Source organism: Bacillus sp. FSL L8-0199, from assembly GCF_038005705.1.
GTDB lineage: Bacteria > Bacillota > Bacilli > Bacillales > Bacillaceae_G > Bacillus_A > Bacillus_A cereus.
Genome location: NZ_JBBOTS010000001.1, coordinates 4,767,781 through 4,784,855 on the forward strand (window position 1 = coordinate 4,767,781; position 17,075 = coordinate 4,784,855).

The window sequence follows — 17,075 nt, forward strand, 5'->3', positions numbered from 1 at the left end:
TCCCCCTCTCGCTTTCAGAAACTATAATTTCACTTTGAATAACTGCCAGTTAACTTCGCCTCGATAATATATCTATCTGGTGCATCCCCTATATAATCAAATGGGTAACAAGTTGTCAGTGTTAATATCGGTTCTTCTTTTTTTATAATAACAGTACGATCATCCGCATGAGTAATCCATGTCTTTTGAATTTCATATGTGTACGTTTTATTATCATACTCTAAAACAAGGGTATCCTTTTCTTTCAACTCTTCTAAATCTGTAAATACAGTATCTCGATGTCCACTCAGTACAGTATGTCCCCCTCCAGATGGAGTTGTCGTTAAATCACTAACGAACATACCCACTCCTTTTTTCAAAGTCGTATCATCTGCTCCCCAATATATAGAAAACTTCTTCTTTATTTTCGGTATGTTTAACATCGCTACCTTTTCTCCTTCTTTATGTTCTGTTTGAGAAGAAGGCACTTGAGAAGTTACAGGTGTTTCATGAGAAAGTTGAGTATCTTGTATATTTTTAAGGCTCTTTATTTCTTCTGCCGTTAATTGCCCGGCAGAGCTTTTTCCTTTATACCATTCCACAGCGTAATAGGACCCCATGAATAGGCCTATAGCCATCAATATGATACCGATATAATTAAGTAACTTCATTCTTCATCCCTCCATGCCAAAAATGGTAGGAGTAACCTACCATTTTTAATATATGAAATTATCCCATTCTTTATAGGAAAATATTTTATTTATGCTTTAATCTTATTGCGACGATTCAAACCAAATAATGTACCTACCGCTACAAGACATGCACTTAATCCCATCATTACTACATTATTTGATGCTGTATTTGGTAATTTTTCACCTTGTACAACTGGCTTTGCTTCTTCTTTTTTAGCTACTTCATTCTTTTGCTCGGCTTTTATCGCTGCTTCTTTTTTAGCCATATTGTTTTTTAACTGTTCTTGCGCTATTCTCTTTTTCTCTTCTTCACTTTTTTTCTCAGCTTTTATTGCTTCCTCTTTTTTAGCCATATCATTTTTTTCTTGTACTTGTGCCGCTTGCTTTTTCTCTACTTCACTTTTTTGCTGTTCCTTAATTGCTTCTTCTTTTTTAGCTTTATCCTGTTGTACTTGCGCTTCTTCTTCCTTTGTTACTGTTCCAGTATCCGCACTCGCTACTGAAGAATATCCTACTGTTAAAAGTGCCATTGCACAAATTGGTAATAGTTTCTTTTTCATTTTCACTCTCTCCTTATATTTTATTCACATCAACTCGCATCGGATGTATTACTAGAATAAGCAAGAGATATAAATATAAGATGCAGATGAAATATATTTCATTTAAAGATTTCATTGTAGAAAAAGAAAAAAACATCGCAATATGTACGATGTTTTTTTCGGGTGTGTGTCTCAATTATTTACATGTTACTTTCGCGTGATTTGGAAGTAGAACGGGCCGGAGCGATAACTAATTGTCTCGGCTCAGTTTTCTTGAAGTGATTTTTGACGTTACACTTACGACGTTGAACAACCCACGCTTTAATAGGGTTTGTTAAAATAATCTTTTGCTCTTCGTTAGGGGCCTCTTCTTCAAACCTACAACTCTCGCTCCATTTATTCCATTTCATTGTAAATTTAGAAGAAGAATGATCATCTTCACGATCAAACAAGTGCAAAAAATCCATTTTTCCATCTAGCATTACGGTGTTACTAGTCGCTAAAAAAGAAAAGGTCGTCCAACGTTTCTCCATGCCCTCCTACTCCTTTTTCACATATAGAGTGCCTAAAACTTAATTTACCTAAAATATGCTTGCCTTTTACCTTACACCCATAGTTTATCCAAAATGCTCTTATGCAACTATCGATTTGCCTTACAACTACCTTACATTTTTGTAAGAAACAAAAAAACCTTCACTCTATATAATGAAGGTTTCTTACTTTTTATCTATATGATCTCTCATATCATCAAGTCCAGCTTCTTTTAGCTGCGACATCATACCGTGCGAAATTGCTCCTAACACTAAAGTCATTCCAATTAATGAAATACGAATCGCAGGTACATCAATTACGTAAGCCAACAGGCCAAGAACAATTGTTAAAAGTAATGCTTTTATAAATGTTACACTTGTGTACTGTTTCTTCTTCATCATATTCACCCTTTATGGAAGCGTTTTCTTAATATACTTAGTATATCATATCATCAGATGATTTTGTCGTTATCTTTGTAAAAAATTACTATCTCCTTTGACTTTTTCTATTCTATCCTTTACAGTCGAAATGTTCATAAGTTTTACACTGTAGGAGGATTACAATGAATATTGAAATAAAAGACACTTTAATTTCTGAAGAACAATTACAAGCAAAAGTTAAAGAATTAGCACTTCAAATCGAACGTGACTTTGAAGGAGAAGAAATCGTAGTTATCGCAGTATTAAAAGGTTCATTCGTATTTGCTGCTGATTTAATTCGTCACATCAAAAATGATGTAACAATTGACTTTATTTCTGCATCTAGCTACGGAAATCAAACAGAAACAACAGGAAAAGTGAAACTACTAAAAGATATCGACGTAAACATTACTGGGAAAAACGTAATTGTTGTAGAAGATATTATCGATTCTGGTTTAACACTTCATTTCCTAAAAGACCACTTCTTTATGCATAAACCAAAAGCACTCAAGTTCTGTACATTACTTGATAAGCCAGAACGTCGTAAAGTAGACTTAACAGCTGAATATGTTGGCTTCCAAATTCCAGACGAATTCATCGTTGGATACGGTATCGACTGTGCGGAAAAATATCGTAACTTACCATTCATTGCTTCAGTTGTAACGGAATAATCGTATAACTTAAAAAATCGATAGTACATAAAATGTATATCGGCGATTTTCAAAATATATCGACCGTAACTCAAATTATATCGGCGATTTTTTAAATATATCGACTTACCGACAATAACTGACAATCTTAGCGCCCAATTAATAGGGAGAAGCTGTTCTAAAATACATGGGAACAGCTCCTTTCTTTCCATTTACAAACTACAGGGAGAGATGAAATATGACAAAGACAAAATTTGAAAAAGTACTCCTCATCGTAAATCCGAAAGCTGGTCAAGGTGACTTACATACAAATTTAACGAAAATCGTACCACCTCTTGCCGCAGCTTTTCCTGATCTACATATCCTTCATACGAAAAAACAAGGTGATGCAACAAAATATTGCCAAGAGTTTGCTAGTAAAGTAGATTTAATTATCGTCTTTGGTGGTGATGGAACAGTATTTGAATGCACAAATGGCTTAGCACCTCTCGAAACTAGACCTACACTTGCAATCATTCCAGGCGGAACTTGCAACGACTTCTCTCGCACACTTGGTGTTCCGCAAAACATTGCAGAAGCGGCAAAACTTATTACAAAAGAACACATAAAACCAGTTGACGTTGCAAAAGCAAACGGACAACATTTCTTAAACTTCTGGGGCATTGGACTCGTATCTGAAGTATCAAACAATATTGATGCAGAAGAAAAAGCAAAGCTTGGTAAAATCGGTTACTACTTAAGCACAATTCGAACTGTCAAAAATGCTGAAACATTCCCAGTAAAAATCACTTACGATGGACAAGTATATGAAGACGAAGCTGTCCTTGTCATGGTTGGAAATGGTGAATATCTTGGTGGTATTCCATCCTTTATTCCAAACGTAAAATGTGATGACGGAACACTTGATATTTTTGTAGTCAAATCAACAGGTATTCAAGCATTTAAAGATTACATCGGAAAGAAACTATTTGAAGACTCAAATGAAAATGACATCTTCCACGTAAAAGCGAAATCCATTCATATTGAAACGAAAGAAGAAAAAGAAGTAGATACAGATGGAGAAAGTTCGCTTCATACACCTGGTCACATTGAATTATTACCAGGACACTTTACGATGATTTATAATCCTGCGGTTGTGTAATAAAAAAACGAGTGCTAGCACTCGTTTTTTCTCTTCTAATCTAGTTATATTGTTGGATCATTTCCTCTATTTCTTTAACTCTCTCTAAAGTAATTCCATTTCTTTGTTCGATCGCTAAAGGATGCTCGGTTGGCTCTAATTCAACATACGGTGCCATTCCTACTTCTCTTATATGTACATTTGTTTTTAAATTTAATGTTTCTGGATAAACTGGTATTTCTACAGATAACCAACCAAAATAAGGATCACTATTTTCTCGGCCTCTCTCATCCCACTTTTCTAATACTTCATCATAACTTTCTTTACTAAGTGATACCCACACAGTCCAAATAAAATTTTCGTGGTAATCAATGATAGGAATCTCTAAACATCCTCTAATAAAATAATGTTCATCATCCATTACACAAAGATCTGATGTTAAATGGAAGCGTTCCTCTCTTTCATGGGGCGCTACCTCGTAATAATAATATGGTGCTTCACTTCCGTAGCATAGAGGTAGTGCAAAACGATGCATTTGTACTTTTTCTCCGGATTTTCTTCTTCTTTTCATTTGTTATTCTTTCTCCTATCCTTTTCAGTCACAATCAAACTCCACCCAATTTTTCCAATGCGTATTAGCATTTTCAGTCACAATAACACTTGGATCTTTCTTCTCTATTGCAGCGGCTACTGATTGGAAGAATTCATTTTCACTTACTTTTTCGTCTTCAACATGTTTCCATTCTTCCGTTTCATACGCTACTTCCCAGTCGCCTTCTAAACCGAACTCTTCTAAAATTTCTTCTTTATCCCACCACAATAATTTTTGAGCTTCTTCATTAGTAGCAAGCATACGCATAAAGTATGTTGGATAATGTTCTGTCGTTTGTACTTCTATTCCATTATTTATATAATCCTCTTCTGTAAATTCATATTCAAAATGATGCTCGCGAATTTTCAAACTTCCTTTATAAATATTCGGTATAAATTCACCTTCATCATCAAACAACTCATAATCGCCATTATTTAATTGTAAAATGCAATCATCACCCATTGAATGAGTAATTCTATCGCCATATACTTGAATATCATTACATACACCTAATGAACCTACACCAACAATTTGAAACACCATTAGCCAATCCTTAGCATCTTTAAAGAAAAGAGAAAATTTCACTTGTGAAATATCCATATATTCATTATCAAAGGCAGGAAATTCATAGTTACTTTGCTTTTTATCTAATAGTTTTAAAATATCTTTTTGCATATGTATCATCTTCACCCCGATATAAACAAAAATATTTTTTTAATTTCACTAGAGTATAACATAACCATACTTACCTGTGACGTTCTAATAAAACTACTAAAAAATAGAAGAATGGCTTGTTTGCATACTCTAGTTCTTTTTATGTACAATGAAGGAAAGAAGCACCTTCATATAAGGGAGAGGACAAACTTTGTTCAACCAACAGTTAGTTAATTTACGCATTGATTTTGCATTTAAACAATTGTTTGGTACGAATGGTAGCGAAGATATTCTAATTGCATTTTTAAATGCTATGTTACAAGAGTCTTTAGAGTCGCCCATTGCTTCTCTACAACTAGAAGATCCACATTTACACAGGGAATATGAAGAGGATAAGTTATCTATTTTAGACATTTCAGCGACATTAGACACAGGAACAAAAGTCAATGTAGAAATACAACTCAATAATAATCACGATATGGTTAAACGCAGTTTATATTATTGGGGAAGACTATACACATCTCAACTACAAAAAGGGATGCCCTACAGTGCACTTCACAAAACCATCACCATAAACTTACTAAACTTCGTAATGTTTTCGGAACACCCAGCCTTCCAAACAACAAGCATATTATGGAATACACAACAACAAAAACTCCTGAGTGACGACATTGAAATCCACATTATAGAAATTCCAAAGTTAACTGAACAATGGCATGAAGAAAAAGTAAATCCGTGGAAAGATCCATTTGTTCGTTGGCTTTTATTGCTTTCAGCAAATGAGGATGAGCACTTAACTAAACTATTGGAGGATATTGCTATGAACCAAGACCCTATTTTACAAAAAGCGATAAATAAATGGGAACGTATGAGTCAAGATTCATCTTTCCGACAAGCCTATGACGCAAGGGAGAAAGTTTTAATGGATGAAGCAGCAAAATTCGCCCATGCAGAGACAGAAGGAATAAAAAGAGGAATGGAACAAGGGATGAAACAAGGAATTAAAAAAGGCATTGAAAAAGGCATTGAACAGGGCATTGAACAGGGCATTGAACAGGGCATTGAACAAGGTCGAAAAGAAGGAGTTCAGCAGGGAAAAATTCAAATGATTAAAAATATGTATGATCTTGGTATACCACTTGAAACGATTGCTAAGGCAAGTAAATTAAGTTTGCATGAGATTGAGCATATTTTAGGACATAAATAGTGATAAAAAAAGAGCTTGAATAGTTTCAAGCTCTTTTTTATCAACTCTCCTCAATATCATCCAATTGAGTCTTATAACATTCATCACACTCTGGCCTCGTAGGAAGAATTCCTCTTTCATCAGGTAATAAAACCCTCAAAACTTCTCGATCCATCTCTACGAAAGACTTCATAATAATGGGATATCCTTCAATAATATTCGTATACTCAATCCCTTGTTCAAACTTTTTTCCGCTCTTTATTTCTTCTATTATGGTACAAAAAACACTATGCGCGGCTTCAGGATCCATATTTAATGCTATTTGTAAATCTTGATGATTAAAGTTATCTCTTAGACCATGCGTATGATAATTAGCATGGATGCCATCAATATCTTCTGCTAATATGCTATGCATGTACCATCCATACTCTTGTAGCATGTTTTCTTCCCATTCATCTGCATCCTCTTCTAAATCTTCATCAAACAAATTCGGATCATACCACACGTCCTCGTAATCTCCAGCAATTAAAAATCTCCAACCAGGTGGTAACCCTAAATACTTCTTTATTTCAGGTGCCCATTCATCAATATGTTGAACGTGTAAAGGAAGAAAGAAATCTTCTTCTGTCCCCATTTCTTCACCAGCCCAAATGTACCAACCTGTCGTTCCGTTTTCTATAGGCATTCGTAACCCATTAATCGGAGCGATACCATCTTTCACATTTTGCGCTATTCCTAATTTCAAGTCATTCGGAGATTCTACATACTCCGCTTTATATTTATCACATATACTCCTCTGTTCTTTTATGTATGTTTCCATCCTTTTAGCACACTCCCCAATTTTTGAAAGATAGATTTCTTTGCCGAAGCACTCTCTAACTTCCATACCCCACACGGATTATAAAATGGATCCTCTTGTTCATAACGATTATCTATATAATGAGATAAAAGATACACTGGAGCATCTTCTGTGAAACTAATTGTATCTCCATCTTTCAAATTAGGTTTTTCCAATATATTATGTAGGTTAAAATCATTTAATAAATCTACAGCTACTTCCGGATCTATCCCTCCGTCTAAAACAACGTCTGGTAGATTAAATGCTTGCATTCCACATGAATAGTAGCCGTCCTCTTCATCTCCAACTAAAGTTACAAGGTGCGAATACATCGGGAATATTTCCTTATCCTCTGCAAGCTCTTGCCATTCTTCTTTCGAATAAGCCATACCTGCTGTTTCAACTTTTAAAGCAAGTCCACCTGCATTTAAAAGTTCCATTCCTACATCAATTACTTCTTGTAATCTCTCTGTATCGTCAACTTTTGCAATAACATACACTGTATAAGTATGCTTCTCCAACTCCTGAAGCAATTCTTCATCAAAACGCTCACCACCTGCATAGAAGAAAGCCTCTCTCAAAGAAGGGTCTTGTTCATATATATCAATTTCAAAGCCAATCTCTTTCTCCTTATGGTGCATAACATTTCCCGCTAATATATAGTTACTTTTACTCACAACTTCTTGTATTAATTCTGTTCTATCTTTCCATAAACCAGGTACTCCAATAACGATTTGTGTCTCCATCATATGCACTCCACTTCTCATCTATTTTCAATCTATTCTTTCAATCTTCCAAACTAAATTAGCTGGGATATCTTTCTCTAAGAAGGTTAACATCCATACAGTTTTTCCTTTATCGTTCATCAGCAGTACTTTATGGTTTAACTTCCAAGCCACTTTACTAACATGATCAAACATCTTATACATATCTTCTTCTCTAATAAGCTTTTCCTTTTTGATTAACCGCCTCGTTCTATACTCTCTTATTTCTAAGTACACGTCAGCATAAGCCACTTCATGCTGACATGTTATATTACATACGTATTTTTTATTCGGACTACTCTTTTTTATATATACGAACTCGTTTCTATAATTCAATTCTAGTATCTTATTCTTCACTTTTTCTAACTCTTCTATATCCCAATCATATTTCACAGCTAAACGCTTCATTTCCGCATGAACGATTTGAAGGGCTAATTCTTTTTTCTCTCTATCTGATAAATATGGAAAATCCCTCACACTCCCATATTCCACAAAAGCATTCATATATTCAGGGAAAATTCGATATTTCTTCTCCCACTCATCGAGTAATGAAATATCATCCACACAATGAATCAAAATACCTTTCTCATACTCCATTCTTAACTTTGGCATATGTCGACAATATAAAGAAGTAATACAGCTCGTCTCTTTACCAAAAGAGATATCTTCATCGTAGTTGCTTGTAGATGCTAACTGTAATGTCTCAGTGCTTCTAGTATGCTCTTTTACTTTTAGAAAACTCAATTGTATATCTCTTATAACCGGCATTTGCTCTCTCCTCTTCGCAATACAACTATGAAACATCTTTGTTAATACGCCTTAATCAATTTCAAGCCATCCCATTCCCATAGAAAGAAATAACAGCCCGATTACAAAAAAGAGACCCCCAGTTAAAAAATAGAACGGTGCTCCGTGCAATGGATCACTAAATAACTCTATCAAATTTCCAGCTACTACTTTCCATTTCTCTTTCTTTGAATTTTTTTCTTTTATTTCTTTAACAAATCGATAGATACTTATACTAATCAAAATAATTCCTATTAATAGGCATCCTACTATGATTAAAATCTCCAAATATAACACTCCATGTGTACATTTATATTTATTTTCGTTTACATACTATTGTTATTCATAATCCATTTTAGCTAATAAACAAACGAAAGAGAACTAGGTGGATTAATGTTTACTTAAAAATAAAAAGTCCGAAACTATATAAAGTGATTTCGGACTTTTTATTTTTAAAATATTAAATTACATTTCGAACAAAAAGGAGCTGAATTTCCTCTTCTAATTTTCGTATCACATTTTGGACAATATACATATCGTTCCTCTACCTTTTGTCGTTCTATCATGTGTAAGGATACTATTTTCATACTGCACATAATTCCAATTAAGATAAGGCTAAAAATGAGTAGCACAACGCTCTTCCTTCCTTAACTACTTACCTATATTTTACCATTAAATAAAGATAATTTTATACTTATAATCCTATCTTGTCCTTCATACTGGAAGAAACTTTCTTTACTTCTATTTACTCATCAGCGTGATTCTTTTTTGTCTATATAAATAAAGAATACCTGTAACTATAAAAACAATCACGCCAAAATACACGCCATATTCTATCGCGATCGCTACAATACTTTCAATATGTTTTCCAAATAAAGCACCGAGCACAAAGTAAACGAGTGTCCAAACAAATCCTGTCGTATAAGAATACAAAGCATACGTCTTAAATGACATGTTATTCATTCCAACTAAATACGGTACGATATGTCTTACAACTGGTATGAAGTAACTTGTGACTAACGCATAATGACCATACTTCTCTACCATTTGTTGAGATTTCAAAAGATATTTCGCCTTTTTCTTTTTCATTAGCTTATCAAGTACTTTCGTACCAAATATTTTCCCTAATATATAGCCTAAAGAAAGCCCAGATACAACACCTAAATATGTTAATAAAAATGCAGGAATGACACTTAATATCCCTAGTGAAGATACAAAGCCACCACTCATTACGATCATTTCGTCTGGAATTGGCATACCAATAATACCTAACCATAAACAGAAAAATAATGCCCAATAACCGTATTGTTCAATATAAGATAATAATTCATGTAATTCCATTATGCATATGCTCTCCTTAGCTCTTTTTTACAGCTAAAGACATACGCTGGTGGGAAATTGAGCCACACTTTCTCTAGCGTAATTTCAGGAAAGAAGTGCTGTATAAATCCTTTTTTCACAAGTGAATATTGAAATGTAATAAATTCACCATTCTCATGTATCCCTTCCATTACATTGTTTAAAATACGCTTTGAAACTTCTTCTGGTAAAGAGGTAAAAGGTAATCCCGATAAAACGTAATCCACGCATTCTATATTGAGATCTTCTATATACTTTTTTATATTTTCGGCTGAACCGTGTACAACAATGACGTTCTGCTCATCTTTAAATTTTCTCTTTAGCTCCTTGCAAAACACTTCATTAATTTCAATAAGAAGAAATATTGTTTCCTTCTTCTTTCTCTTCATAATTTCTTTCGTAAAGACTCCTGTACCAGGACCTAACTCTACAATGCATTTCGCTTTATTAAAATCAATTACATCTACCATTTTCTTTGCTAATATTTTTGAACTTGGCGCAATTGCACCAGTATGTTTCGGATGTTTAATAAATTCATGTAAGAATGTTATGAGTTGCATATAAACCTCTCCTCATTCGTTCAATAGTTTTTAACTTGTTTCTAAGTATAACTATTATTTCTTAACAAAAATTGAGGAGATTTCTTAAGATTTTATGAAGAATAAAAAAACAGCTATCGTCTCTAGCGATAGCTGTCCCTTATTACTTCGCACTCACGATCTTATAATAAGAACGAACCGTTAAGAAGTAATATCCAATATAAATCGCGCCGTATACTCCAATACTAATGAGAAGCGGAATCATAATTTCAAATGGTAATATATTTGACAAACCTTTTAGTGCAAATAAACTGTGTAAAATACCAATAATTAATGGAATAGCAAAGATAAAGCTCACTTGTTTTGCGATAGCTCTCTTCATCTCTTGCTTCGTTACACCAATTTTATGAAGAACAACGTAGCGATCACGGTCAGCACTTGCTTCTGTTAATTGTTTAAAGTAAATGATTGAGCCTGTTGCTAATAGGAATACTAATCCTAAGAATAACCCAATAAACATCATTAAGCCTGTTGTTTCAAGCCCCATTTGGAATCCTGTATAGAAATCGTTAAATGGTTTTAAAACTTCTGATTCTCCAGCTGGCATAATGCTTGCTAATTTTGCTGTTAACTCTTTACTATTTCGCTCACCTTTTACATCAATATTTTTTACAGTACGCGTTTCGTTTACTTGTTTCACTTGCTCATATGTTTTATCAGGAACGATTACAAATAGTTCATTTAAATTTGTAAGGCTTCTATTATTTACACCTTTAATTTTTAATTCTTTTGACTCGTTTCCAACAGGGAATACAGCTGTATTTCCTGTATAAAGAGGACCAAAATCAAGTTTCTCAATATATAAGCTATCATATACGAAAGCTTCATTCGCACTTAAATTTACAGGTTCTACATCTAAATGTTTCACAAGTGTATTAAAGCTTGATTGAGAAATAAGCTGGTACTGATTCGTAACATTATAGTGTGTGTTCAGAACTTGATCAGCTCTTTCACCTTTAAATGTTCCCTTCACAGGAATCATTTCAACTTCTGATTCATATGTGACTGGGTGATTATTCTTCTCTCCAGCAAGTATTTCATTTACTTTTTTATCTAATGCTGCATCTTTTTTCTCATAGGAATAACTATACGGCGCAGCAACTTTTGATTGCGTAAATGTGTTGTAATACATCGTAACTGACGTACCAACCGCTGTTAATGTAACTGCACTTAAAATAGCGATTGTCGCCAGTGATTTCGCATTTCCTTTAATACGATATAGTAACTGCGATGTCGTTACCATATTCATACCATTATAAAATGCTGACTTATTATTTCTTGCACGTTTCAATACAAATACTGTGAAGAACATGAACAGTAAATAAGTCCCTGCTACTGTCGCTAATAAAATATATAATGCAACGACCATAAAGTCTGCATACATAACTGCTTTCATGTACATTAATGCTAAAAAATAACCTGAACCGATTAAGAAAACTGAAATTAATGCCATGATGACAGATCCTTTTGGCATTGCTTCTCCTTCACGTTCTGCACGGAAAAGTTCAATTAACTTAAAGCGATAAATTAAACGATATCCTTGAAGTGATGTATATAAAATAATCACAAAGAAAATAATTGCTGTATCAATAATGGCAGCCACCGGTACTTCAAAATGAACGTTTAAATTTAATCCCATCATATTTACTAATAACTCAAGGAATAATTTTGAAAGGACACTACCGATCGCAATCCCAATTACTAATGACATTAATCCCATTAACATATTTTCATAAAAGAGCATTTTACCAATTTGTCTTTTCCGAATACCTAGTAAAGAATATAATCCAACTTCTTTTTTACGTTTACGTGTAAAGAATCCGTTCGAATATATAATAAACACTGCTACGAAAATGATAAGCATCACACTGGAAACTTGAAACGCACCGCTAATCTTTTTAGAAGCTTCTGCTGCTTTTTCCATTTGTGAATTATATTGCAGTGCTTTAAATGTAAAATAAATAACGATACTAAAAATCATAGATGCAAAATATACAAAGTAGTCTTTAAAGTTCCGCTGTATGTTGCGGAGGGCAATGCTAGATAAGGTCATCAGCCATACCTCCAGAAATAGAAGACATTACGTCAACAATTTTTTGGAAGAACTGTTTACGCGTCGATTCACCGCGGTGTAATTCTTTATAGAGTTCACCATCTTTAATGAAAATAACTCGTTTACAATAACTTGCTGCAAATGCATCGTGCGTTACCATTAAAATTGTTGAGTTATCATATTCATTTAACGACTTCATACTTTCAAGTAAATCTGTTGCAGATTTAGAATCAAGTGCTCCAGTTGGCTCGTCTCCGAAAATCATACTTGGATTCGTAACAATTGCACGCGATGCTGCACAGCGCTGCTTCTGCCCACCAGATACTTGATATGGGAACTGACTTAAAATATGATCAATACCGAATTTCTTTGAGATTTCAAGAACGCGGCGATCAATCTCACTCGCTTTCACCTTTGATAACGCAAGTGGTAAAGCGATATTCTCTTTCACCGTTAACGTATCTAATAAGTTATAATCTTGGAAAATGAAACCTAAATGATCACGGCGGAATAACGCTAACTTATCATCATTCATCTTTACAATATCTTTTCCATCAATTAAAATTTCACCGTTCGTCGCATTATCAATTGTAGAAAGAACATTTAGTAAAGTCGTCTTACCAGAACCAGAAGGTCCCATAATTCCAACGAACTCACCTTCTTTTACTTGTAAGTTAATACCTTTTAACGCTGCAAATTTATTCCCACCCGTGTCGTACACTTTTTCAATATTTTTTGCTTCTAACACTGTTTTCATCTCGACATCCCTCATTTCTTCTATTCTCTATTTTCAACTATATACACTCTCTACTCTTGCCACTATCGATGTTTCTTACACAAACATGACAGTTATGTAAGACGCATAAGTAAAGATATAAAAATTTAACCTACTGAACAAAAGTACTTTGTTACTATAACATTGGGATATCATACCATCCATTCATTCTCCTTACAGGAACATTACAATTTTGTAAGGTTAAAAATGTCCCCTACAAAGTTGTGCACGAAATGTCGGATGGAGCTATTTCGTTCCTGCTATTCTATGTACAGAGGAGGTCATAATATGGATTCACTTAAAAATATGAATACTGCAATGCGCTATATTGAAGATAACCTTACGAATGAAATTGATTTTAAAGAAGTTGCGAGGCTAGCTCTCTGTTCTGAGTATCACTTTAAAAGAATGTTTTCGTTTTTAGCAGGTATATCACTATCTGATTATATTCGCTGTAGACGTCTTACTCTTGCTGCCTTTGAACTAAAAAATAGCAATGCAAAAGTCATTGATGTCGCTATAAAATATGGCTACAACTCACCAGATTCATTCGCTCGTGCATTTCAAAACTTGCACGGTATAACACCTTCTGAAGCCCGAAATAGTAGCCGTTCTTTGAAAGCTTATTCACCAATGACCTTCCAGTTATCCATTCAAGGAGGAAATGAAATGAACTATCGAATTGAAGAAAAAGAGCCATTTCGAATTATAGGTATTACAAAACGAGTACCAATTGTTTTTAACGGTGTAAATGAAGAAATTGCTTCTATGTGGAAAAGTTTAAACCCAGAGTCTATTCAAACATTAAAGTCCCTTTCAAACATTGAACCTACTGGAATTATTAGTGCTTCTACTAATTTTTCTGAAGGAAGAATGGAGGAAAAAGGCGAACTCGATCACTATATTGGAGTAGCCACAACAAAGGATTGTCCAGAGGAGTTTAAACAGCTTGAAGTTGCTGCTTCAACATGGGCTATATTCGAAGCTGTCGGTCCATTTCCTGATGCACTACAAAATGTATGGGGACGTATTTATTCTGAATGGTTCCCTTCTTCGAACTATGAACTAGCGGAAGGACCGGAGATATTGTGGAATGAAAGCAAAGACGTATCCTCTCCGAATTTCAGAAGCGAAATATGGGTACCTGTTTTAAAAAAGTAATATAAGAGTCTAACCTTTTCAAAATAAAGAAGCTACTCTTCCTTTTTAAAGGAAAAGCAGCTCCTTTATTTTATACTTCTTCTCGACTCGTTCTTATACAAGAAAATAGTAATAATCGTAAGCACTATAATAACTGCAAAAGTAAATACTCTGTAGTTCGAGATAGTAGCAGTACCAATTAACAAGGCAGGTATAACCGCCACAATTAAGCCACCAAACATACCAACAAACGATCCTATACTTTGTTTTACTACTTGAGTTTCTGATACCCAATCATAATAACCAAATCGATTATTAATGAAAATCCCCCATACTGCTGAAAATAATGAATATGTTATCGGTGTTATTACGATGAAAAGAGAGCTCCAAACATCTAGCTTTAACCCGATTATCAGTAATACAGCACTAATAAGTGATGCAGGTATACTCAATGAAAGATTCATAAGAATTTTACTATCATAAATCATCTTTGGCGCTATAGGCAATGATTTAATAATCCATACATTTTTTCCTTCTAAAGACAATGACACACATGTTGTACATGTCATCGAAATCGCTGCTGCAATAGCAAATGGAGCAATCTTTTGCAACAGGGGCTCAATTCCAGGATACGCTATTAATTGGCTTGGTCCTACTACAACTATAGCTAGCGAGAAAGCTAGCGCCATCACGACTCCCATTCCACTATTTATGACATACACTGTAGAAGAGAAGAAACGTTTCAGCTCTTTTTTATACAATGCGACCAATACACTCTCTTTTTTCATGCTATTAATCTCATAATTTGAAAGCATATGATAAGTGGTGATCCCTGTGTTTATTTGCTTATATTTTAACGAAAGTATTTTTACAAAAAGATAATACCAAATCACTGATATCCCCACGAATAAGATGAAAGCTACCATATCAGCATTAACAATTGCTTTTTGAAACATGTTAGCTAATGGATACACTTTAGTTAATTGCTCCGAAACAATTGCACCAATTCCGTTCATATCATTAAGGCTATATTGAGCATTTCCGTTTTTTAGCATAAAGGAACCGAATGTAATAATTACTATAAAACTTAAAATCGTAGTTATTTTATTCGTATTTTTAAATTTAGAAGCGATTGCCGTAATCGAAGCTCCAAAGATTGCTGCGATTGTTGTTGGGATTAAAGATGCTATAAACATACTGATGAACCACATAAAGTAAAAAGAAACTGATGGATTTTCATGTATGCAATACACAACTCCCATTGGTAGCATGATTATGATTGAAAAGATTGTATTCAGCAAGTATAAATACAAAAACCTACTTGCAATAACAGTACTTACGCGAATCGGCAATGACATTAAAAAGTCGTAATCCTTAAAAGCAAAAATTTCTCCATTTGCCTTAAATATAGTGAAAAACAACGTTAATACACTGCTAATAACTAGTGCATAGACGGGAATAATTTCACTAATTCCTATTTTTATCAATCCATATGCCGAAGCTCCGCAATATAACATTAACATGACACCAACTAGAGCAATAGATACTGTCAGCAAAATCTTATTCTGCTTCTTTCTCTTATCTTTTTCGTATTTAAAGGTGTTTAAACCGAGCTGCGTTATCAACCGAATTTTCAAAAGACCTAAACTATTAGTATTCATTAGCAAGCTCCTTCATAAAGAGCTCTTCCAATGAGCCTTCCTTTATTAAAGAATTTACTTCTCCTGAAAGTGCTAATTTCCCTCTATTAATCATTGCTACTTTATTACATAACTTCTCAGCTACATCTAAAACGTGTGTAGAAAAGAAAATCGCACTTCCTTTTTCACAAAGCTCTTTCATAATACCTTTCAATACTACGGCTGCCTTTGGATCAAGACCAACGAAAGGTTCATCTAAAACTAATAATTTCGGTTTATGTAAAACCGCCGATATAATCGCTACTTTTTGTTTCATACCGTGTGAATAAGAAGATATTAAGTCCCCTAAGTACGGTGTAATCTCAAAAGCATCCCCATACTTCTGTATCTGTTCTTCCCGATCCCTCGCAGGCACTTTAAACACATCCGCAACAAAGTTCAAATATTGAATTCCTGTTAATTGCTCATATAAATCTGGATTATCAGGAATATACGCCATTACTCTCTTACATGCAATCGGATCCTTTTTTACTGAATGTCCATCAACAAAAATTTCACCCTCTTCAAAATCTATAACTCCTACTAACGACTTAATTGTTGTACTTTTCCCCGCACCGTTATGTCCAATAAATCCAAAGATATCCCCTGCTTTAACAGTAATATTCAAATGATCAACTGCTTTCTTACCGTCTTTATATGTCTTGCTAAAATTTATAATTTCTAACATGTAAATCCCCCCAAATCACCTTTTCGATTGAA

21 protein-coding genes are annotated in these 17,075 nt (G+C 34.1%); 4 read left to right on the top strand and 17 right to left on the bottom strand.

Annotated features, from left to right (window positions below; all coding sequences use genetic code 11):
* Positions 1-29 precede the first annotated feature (29 nt).
* The 4 genes from NST86_RS24640 to NST86_RS24655 form a co-directional block, all read right to left on the bottom strand.
* On the bottom strand, positions 30-650 hold the full coding sequence (locus NST86_RS24640; RefSeq protein WP_000771572.1) for a class D sortase: 621 nt from the start codon (positions 648-650) through the stop codon (positions 30-32).
* An 89-nt stretch (positions 651-739) separates the two neighbouring features.
* Positions 740-1,231 carry an LPXTG cell wall anchor domain-containing protein gene (locus NST86_RS24645; protein WP_016118782.1) on the bottom strand — a complete coding sequence of 164 codons (492 nt, stop codon included), beginning with the start codon at positions 1,229-1,231 and terminating at the stop codon, positions 740-742.
* A 179-nt stretch (positions 1,232-1,410) separates the two neighbouring features.
* Positions 1,411-1,743: a hypothetical protein gene (locus NST86_RS24650; protein ID WP_000415613.1), complete on the bottom strand. Its 333-nt coding sequence runs from the start codon at positions 1,741-1,743 to the stop codon at positions 1,411-1,413.
* A gap of 183 nt (positions 1,744-1,926) precedes the next feature.
* Positions 1,927-2,142, bottom strand: coding sequence for a hypothetical protein (locus NST86_RS24655; protein ID WP_002001286.1), 216 nt, complete (start codon positions 2,140-2,142; stop codon positions 1,927-1,929).
* Between the two features lie 161 nt (positions 2,143-2,303).
* Between NST86_RS24655 and hpt the strand changes: the two genes are divergently transcribed.
* Together hpt and NST86_RS24665 are read left to right on the top strand one after the other, a co-directional pair.
* Positions 2,304-2,831, top strand: a complete 528-nt coding sequence (gene hpt / locus NST86_RS24660) for a hypoxanthine phosphoribosyltransferase (protein ID WP_001019295.1) — start codon at positions 2,304-2,306, stop codon at positions 2,829-2,831.
* Between the two features lie 217 nt (positions 2,832-3,048).
* Entirely contained in the window at positions 3,049-3,951 is a 903-nt protein-coding gene (locus NST86_RS24665) for a diacylglycerol/lipid kinase family protein (RefSeq protein ID WP_061664559.1), read from the top strand.
* 40 nt (positions 3,952-3,991) lie between these two features.
* On the opposite strand, the gene NST86_RS24670 is transcribed toward NST86_RS24665, so the two are convergent.
* Positions 3,992-4,501: a DUF2199 domain-containing protein gene (locus NST86_RS24670; protein WP_061664557.1), complete on the bottom strand. Its 510-nt coding sequence runs from the start codon at positions 4,499-4,501 to the stop codon at positions 3,992-3,994.
* A 24-nt stretch (positions 4,502-4,525) separates the two neighbouring features.
* Positions 4,526-5,197 carry a DUF7003 family protein gene (locus tag NST86_RS24675; RefSeq protein WP_061664555.1) on the bottom strand — a complete coding sequence of 224 codons (672 nt, stop codon included), beginning with the start codon at positions 5,195-5,197 and terminating at the stop codon, positions 4,526-4,528.
* Positions 5,198-5,387: 190 nt separating this feature from the next.
* On the opposite strand from NST86_RS24675, the gene NST86_RS24680 reads away from it, so the two are divergent.
* A complete protein-coding gene (locus NST86_RS24680; RefSeq protein WP_000483124.1) occupies positions 5,388-6,383 on the top strand; it encodes an Rpn family recombination-promoting nuclease/putative transposase in 996 nt (331 codons plus the stop codon).
* A 40-nt stretch (positions 6,384-6,423) separates the two neighbouring features.
* Here the strand turns inward: NST86_RS24680 and NST86_RS24685 are convergent, their stop codons facing one another.
* The 9 genes from NST86_RS24685 to NST86_RS24725 form a co-directional block, all read right to left on the bottom strand.
* Entirely contained in the window at positions 6,424-7,182 is a 759-nt protein-coding gene (locus NST86_RS24685; RefSeq protein WP_061664551.1) for a DUF4262 domain-containing protein, read from the bottom strand.
* Complete coding sequence (locus tag NST86_RS24690) at positions 7,167-7,946, bottom strand: DUF4261 domain-containing protein (protein WP_061664549.1); 780 nt, start codon at positions 7,944-7,946, stop codon at positions 7,167-7,169. The genes NST86_RS24685 and NST86_RS24690 overlap by 16 nt, the downstream gene beginning before the upstream one ends.
* A 27-nt stretch (positions 7,947-7,973) precedes the next feature.
* Positions 7,974-8,732: a hypothetical protein gene (locus tag NST86_RS24695; RefSeq protein ID WP_001144128.1), complete on the bottom strand. Its 759-nt coding sequence runs from the start codon at positions 8,730-8,732 to the stop codon at positions 7,974-7,976.
* 51 nt (positions 8,733-8,783) lie between these two features.
* A complete protein-coding gene (locus NST86_RS24700) occupies positions 8,784-9,038 on the bottom strand; it encodes a hypothetical protein (RefSeq protein WP_000404319.1) in 255 nt (84 codons plus the stop codon).
* A gap of 164 nt (positions 9,039-9,202) precedes the next feature.
* Positions 9,203-9,382: a hypothetical protein gene (locus tag NST86_RS24705; RefSeq protein WP_001986677.1), complete on the bottom strand. Its 180-nt coding sequence runs from the start codon at positions 9,380-9,382 to the stop codon at positions 9,203-9,205.
* Positions 9,383-9,491: 109 nt separating this feature from the next.
* Positions 9,492-10,091, bottom strand: a complete 600-nt coding sequence (locus NST86_RS24710; protein ID WP_000418924.1) for a DedA family protein — start codon at positions 10,089-10,091, stop codon at positions 9,492-9,494.
* Entirely contained in the window at positions 10,091-10,669 is a 579-nt protein-coding gene (locus NST86_RS24715; protein WP_001176053.1) for a class I SAM-dependent methyltransferase, read from the bottom strand. Before NST86_RS24715 ends, NST86_RS24710 begins: the two co-directional genes overlap by 1 nt.
* A gap of 142 nt (positions 10,670-10,811) precedes the next feature.
* A complete protein-coding gene (locus tag NST86_RS24720) occupies positions 10,812-12,761 on the bottom strand; it encodes an ABC transporter permease (RefSeq protein ID WP_044796400.1) in 1,950 nt (649 codons plus the stop codon).
* Complete coding sequence (locus NST86_RS24725) at positions 12,748-13,518, bottom strand: ABC transporter ATP-binding protein (RefSeq protein WP_000859655.1); 771 nt, start codon at positions 13,516-13,518, stop codon at positions 12,748-12,750. Before NST86_RS24725 ends, NST86_RS24720 begins: the two co-directional genes overlap by 14 nt.
* A gap of 306 nt (positions 13,519-13,824) precedes the next feature.
* On the opposite strand from NST86_RS24725, the gene NST86_RS24730 reads away from it, so the two are divergent.
* Positions 13,825-14,697 carry an AraC family transcriptional regulator gene (locus NST86_RS24730; RefSeq protein ID WP_025966501.1) on the top strand — a complete coding sequence of 291 codons (873 nt, stop codon included), beginning with the start codon at positions 13,825-13,827 and terminating at the stop codon, positions 14,695-14,697.
* A 65-nt stretch (positions 14,698-14,762) separates the two neighbouring features.
* Here the strand turns inward: NST86_RS24730 and NST86_RS24735 are convergent, their stop codons facing one another.
* Entirely contained in the window at positions 14,763-16,337 is a 1,575-nt protein-coding gene (locus NST86_RS24735) for a hypothetical protein (RefSeq protein WP_001095689.1), read from the bottom strand.
* Entirely contained in the window at positions 16,327-17,043 is a 717-nt protein-coding gene (locus NST86_RS24740) for an ABC transporter ATP-binding protein (protein WP_000889756.1), read from the bottom strand. The genes NST86_RS24735 and NST86_RS24740 overlap by 11 nt, the downstream gene beginning before the upstream one ends.
* Positions 17,044-17,075: the final 32 nt, after the last annotated feature.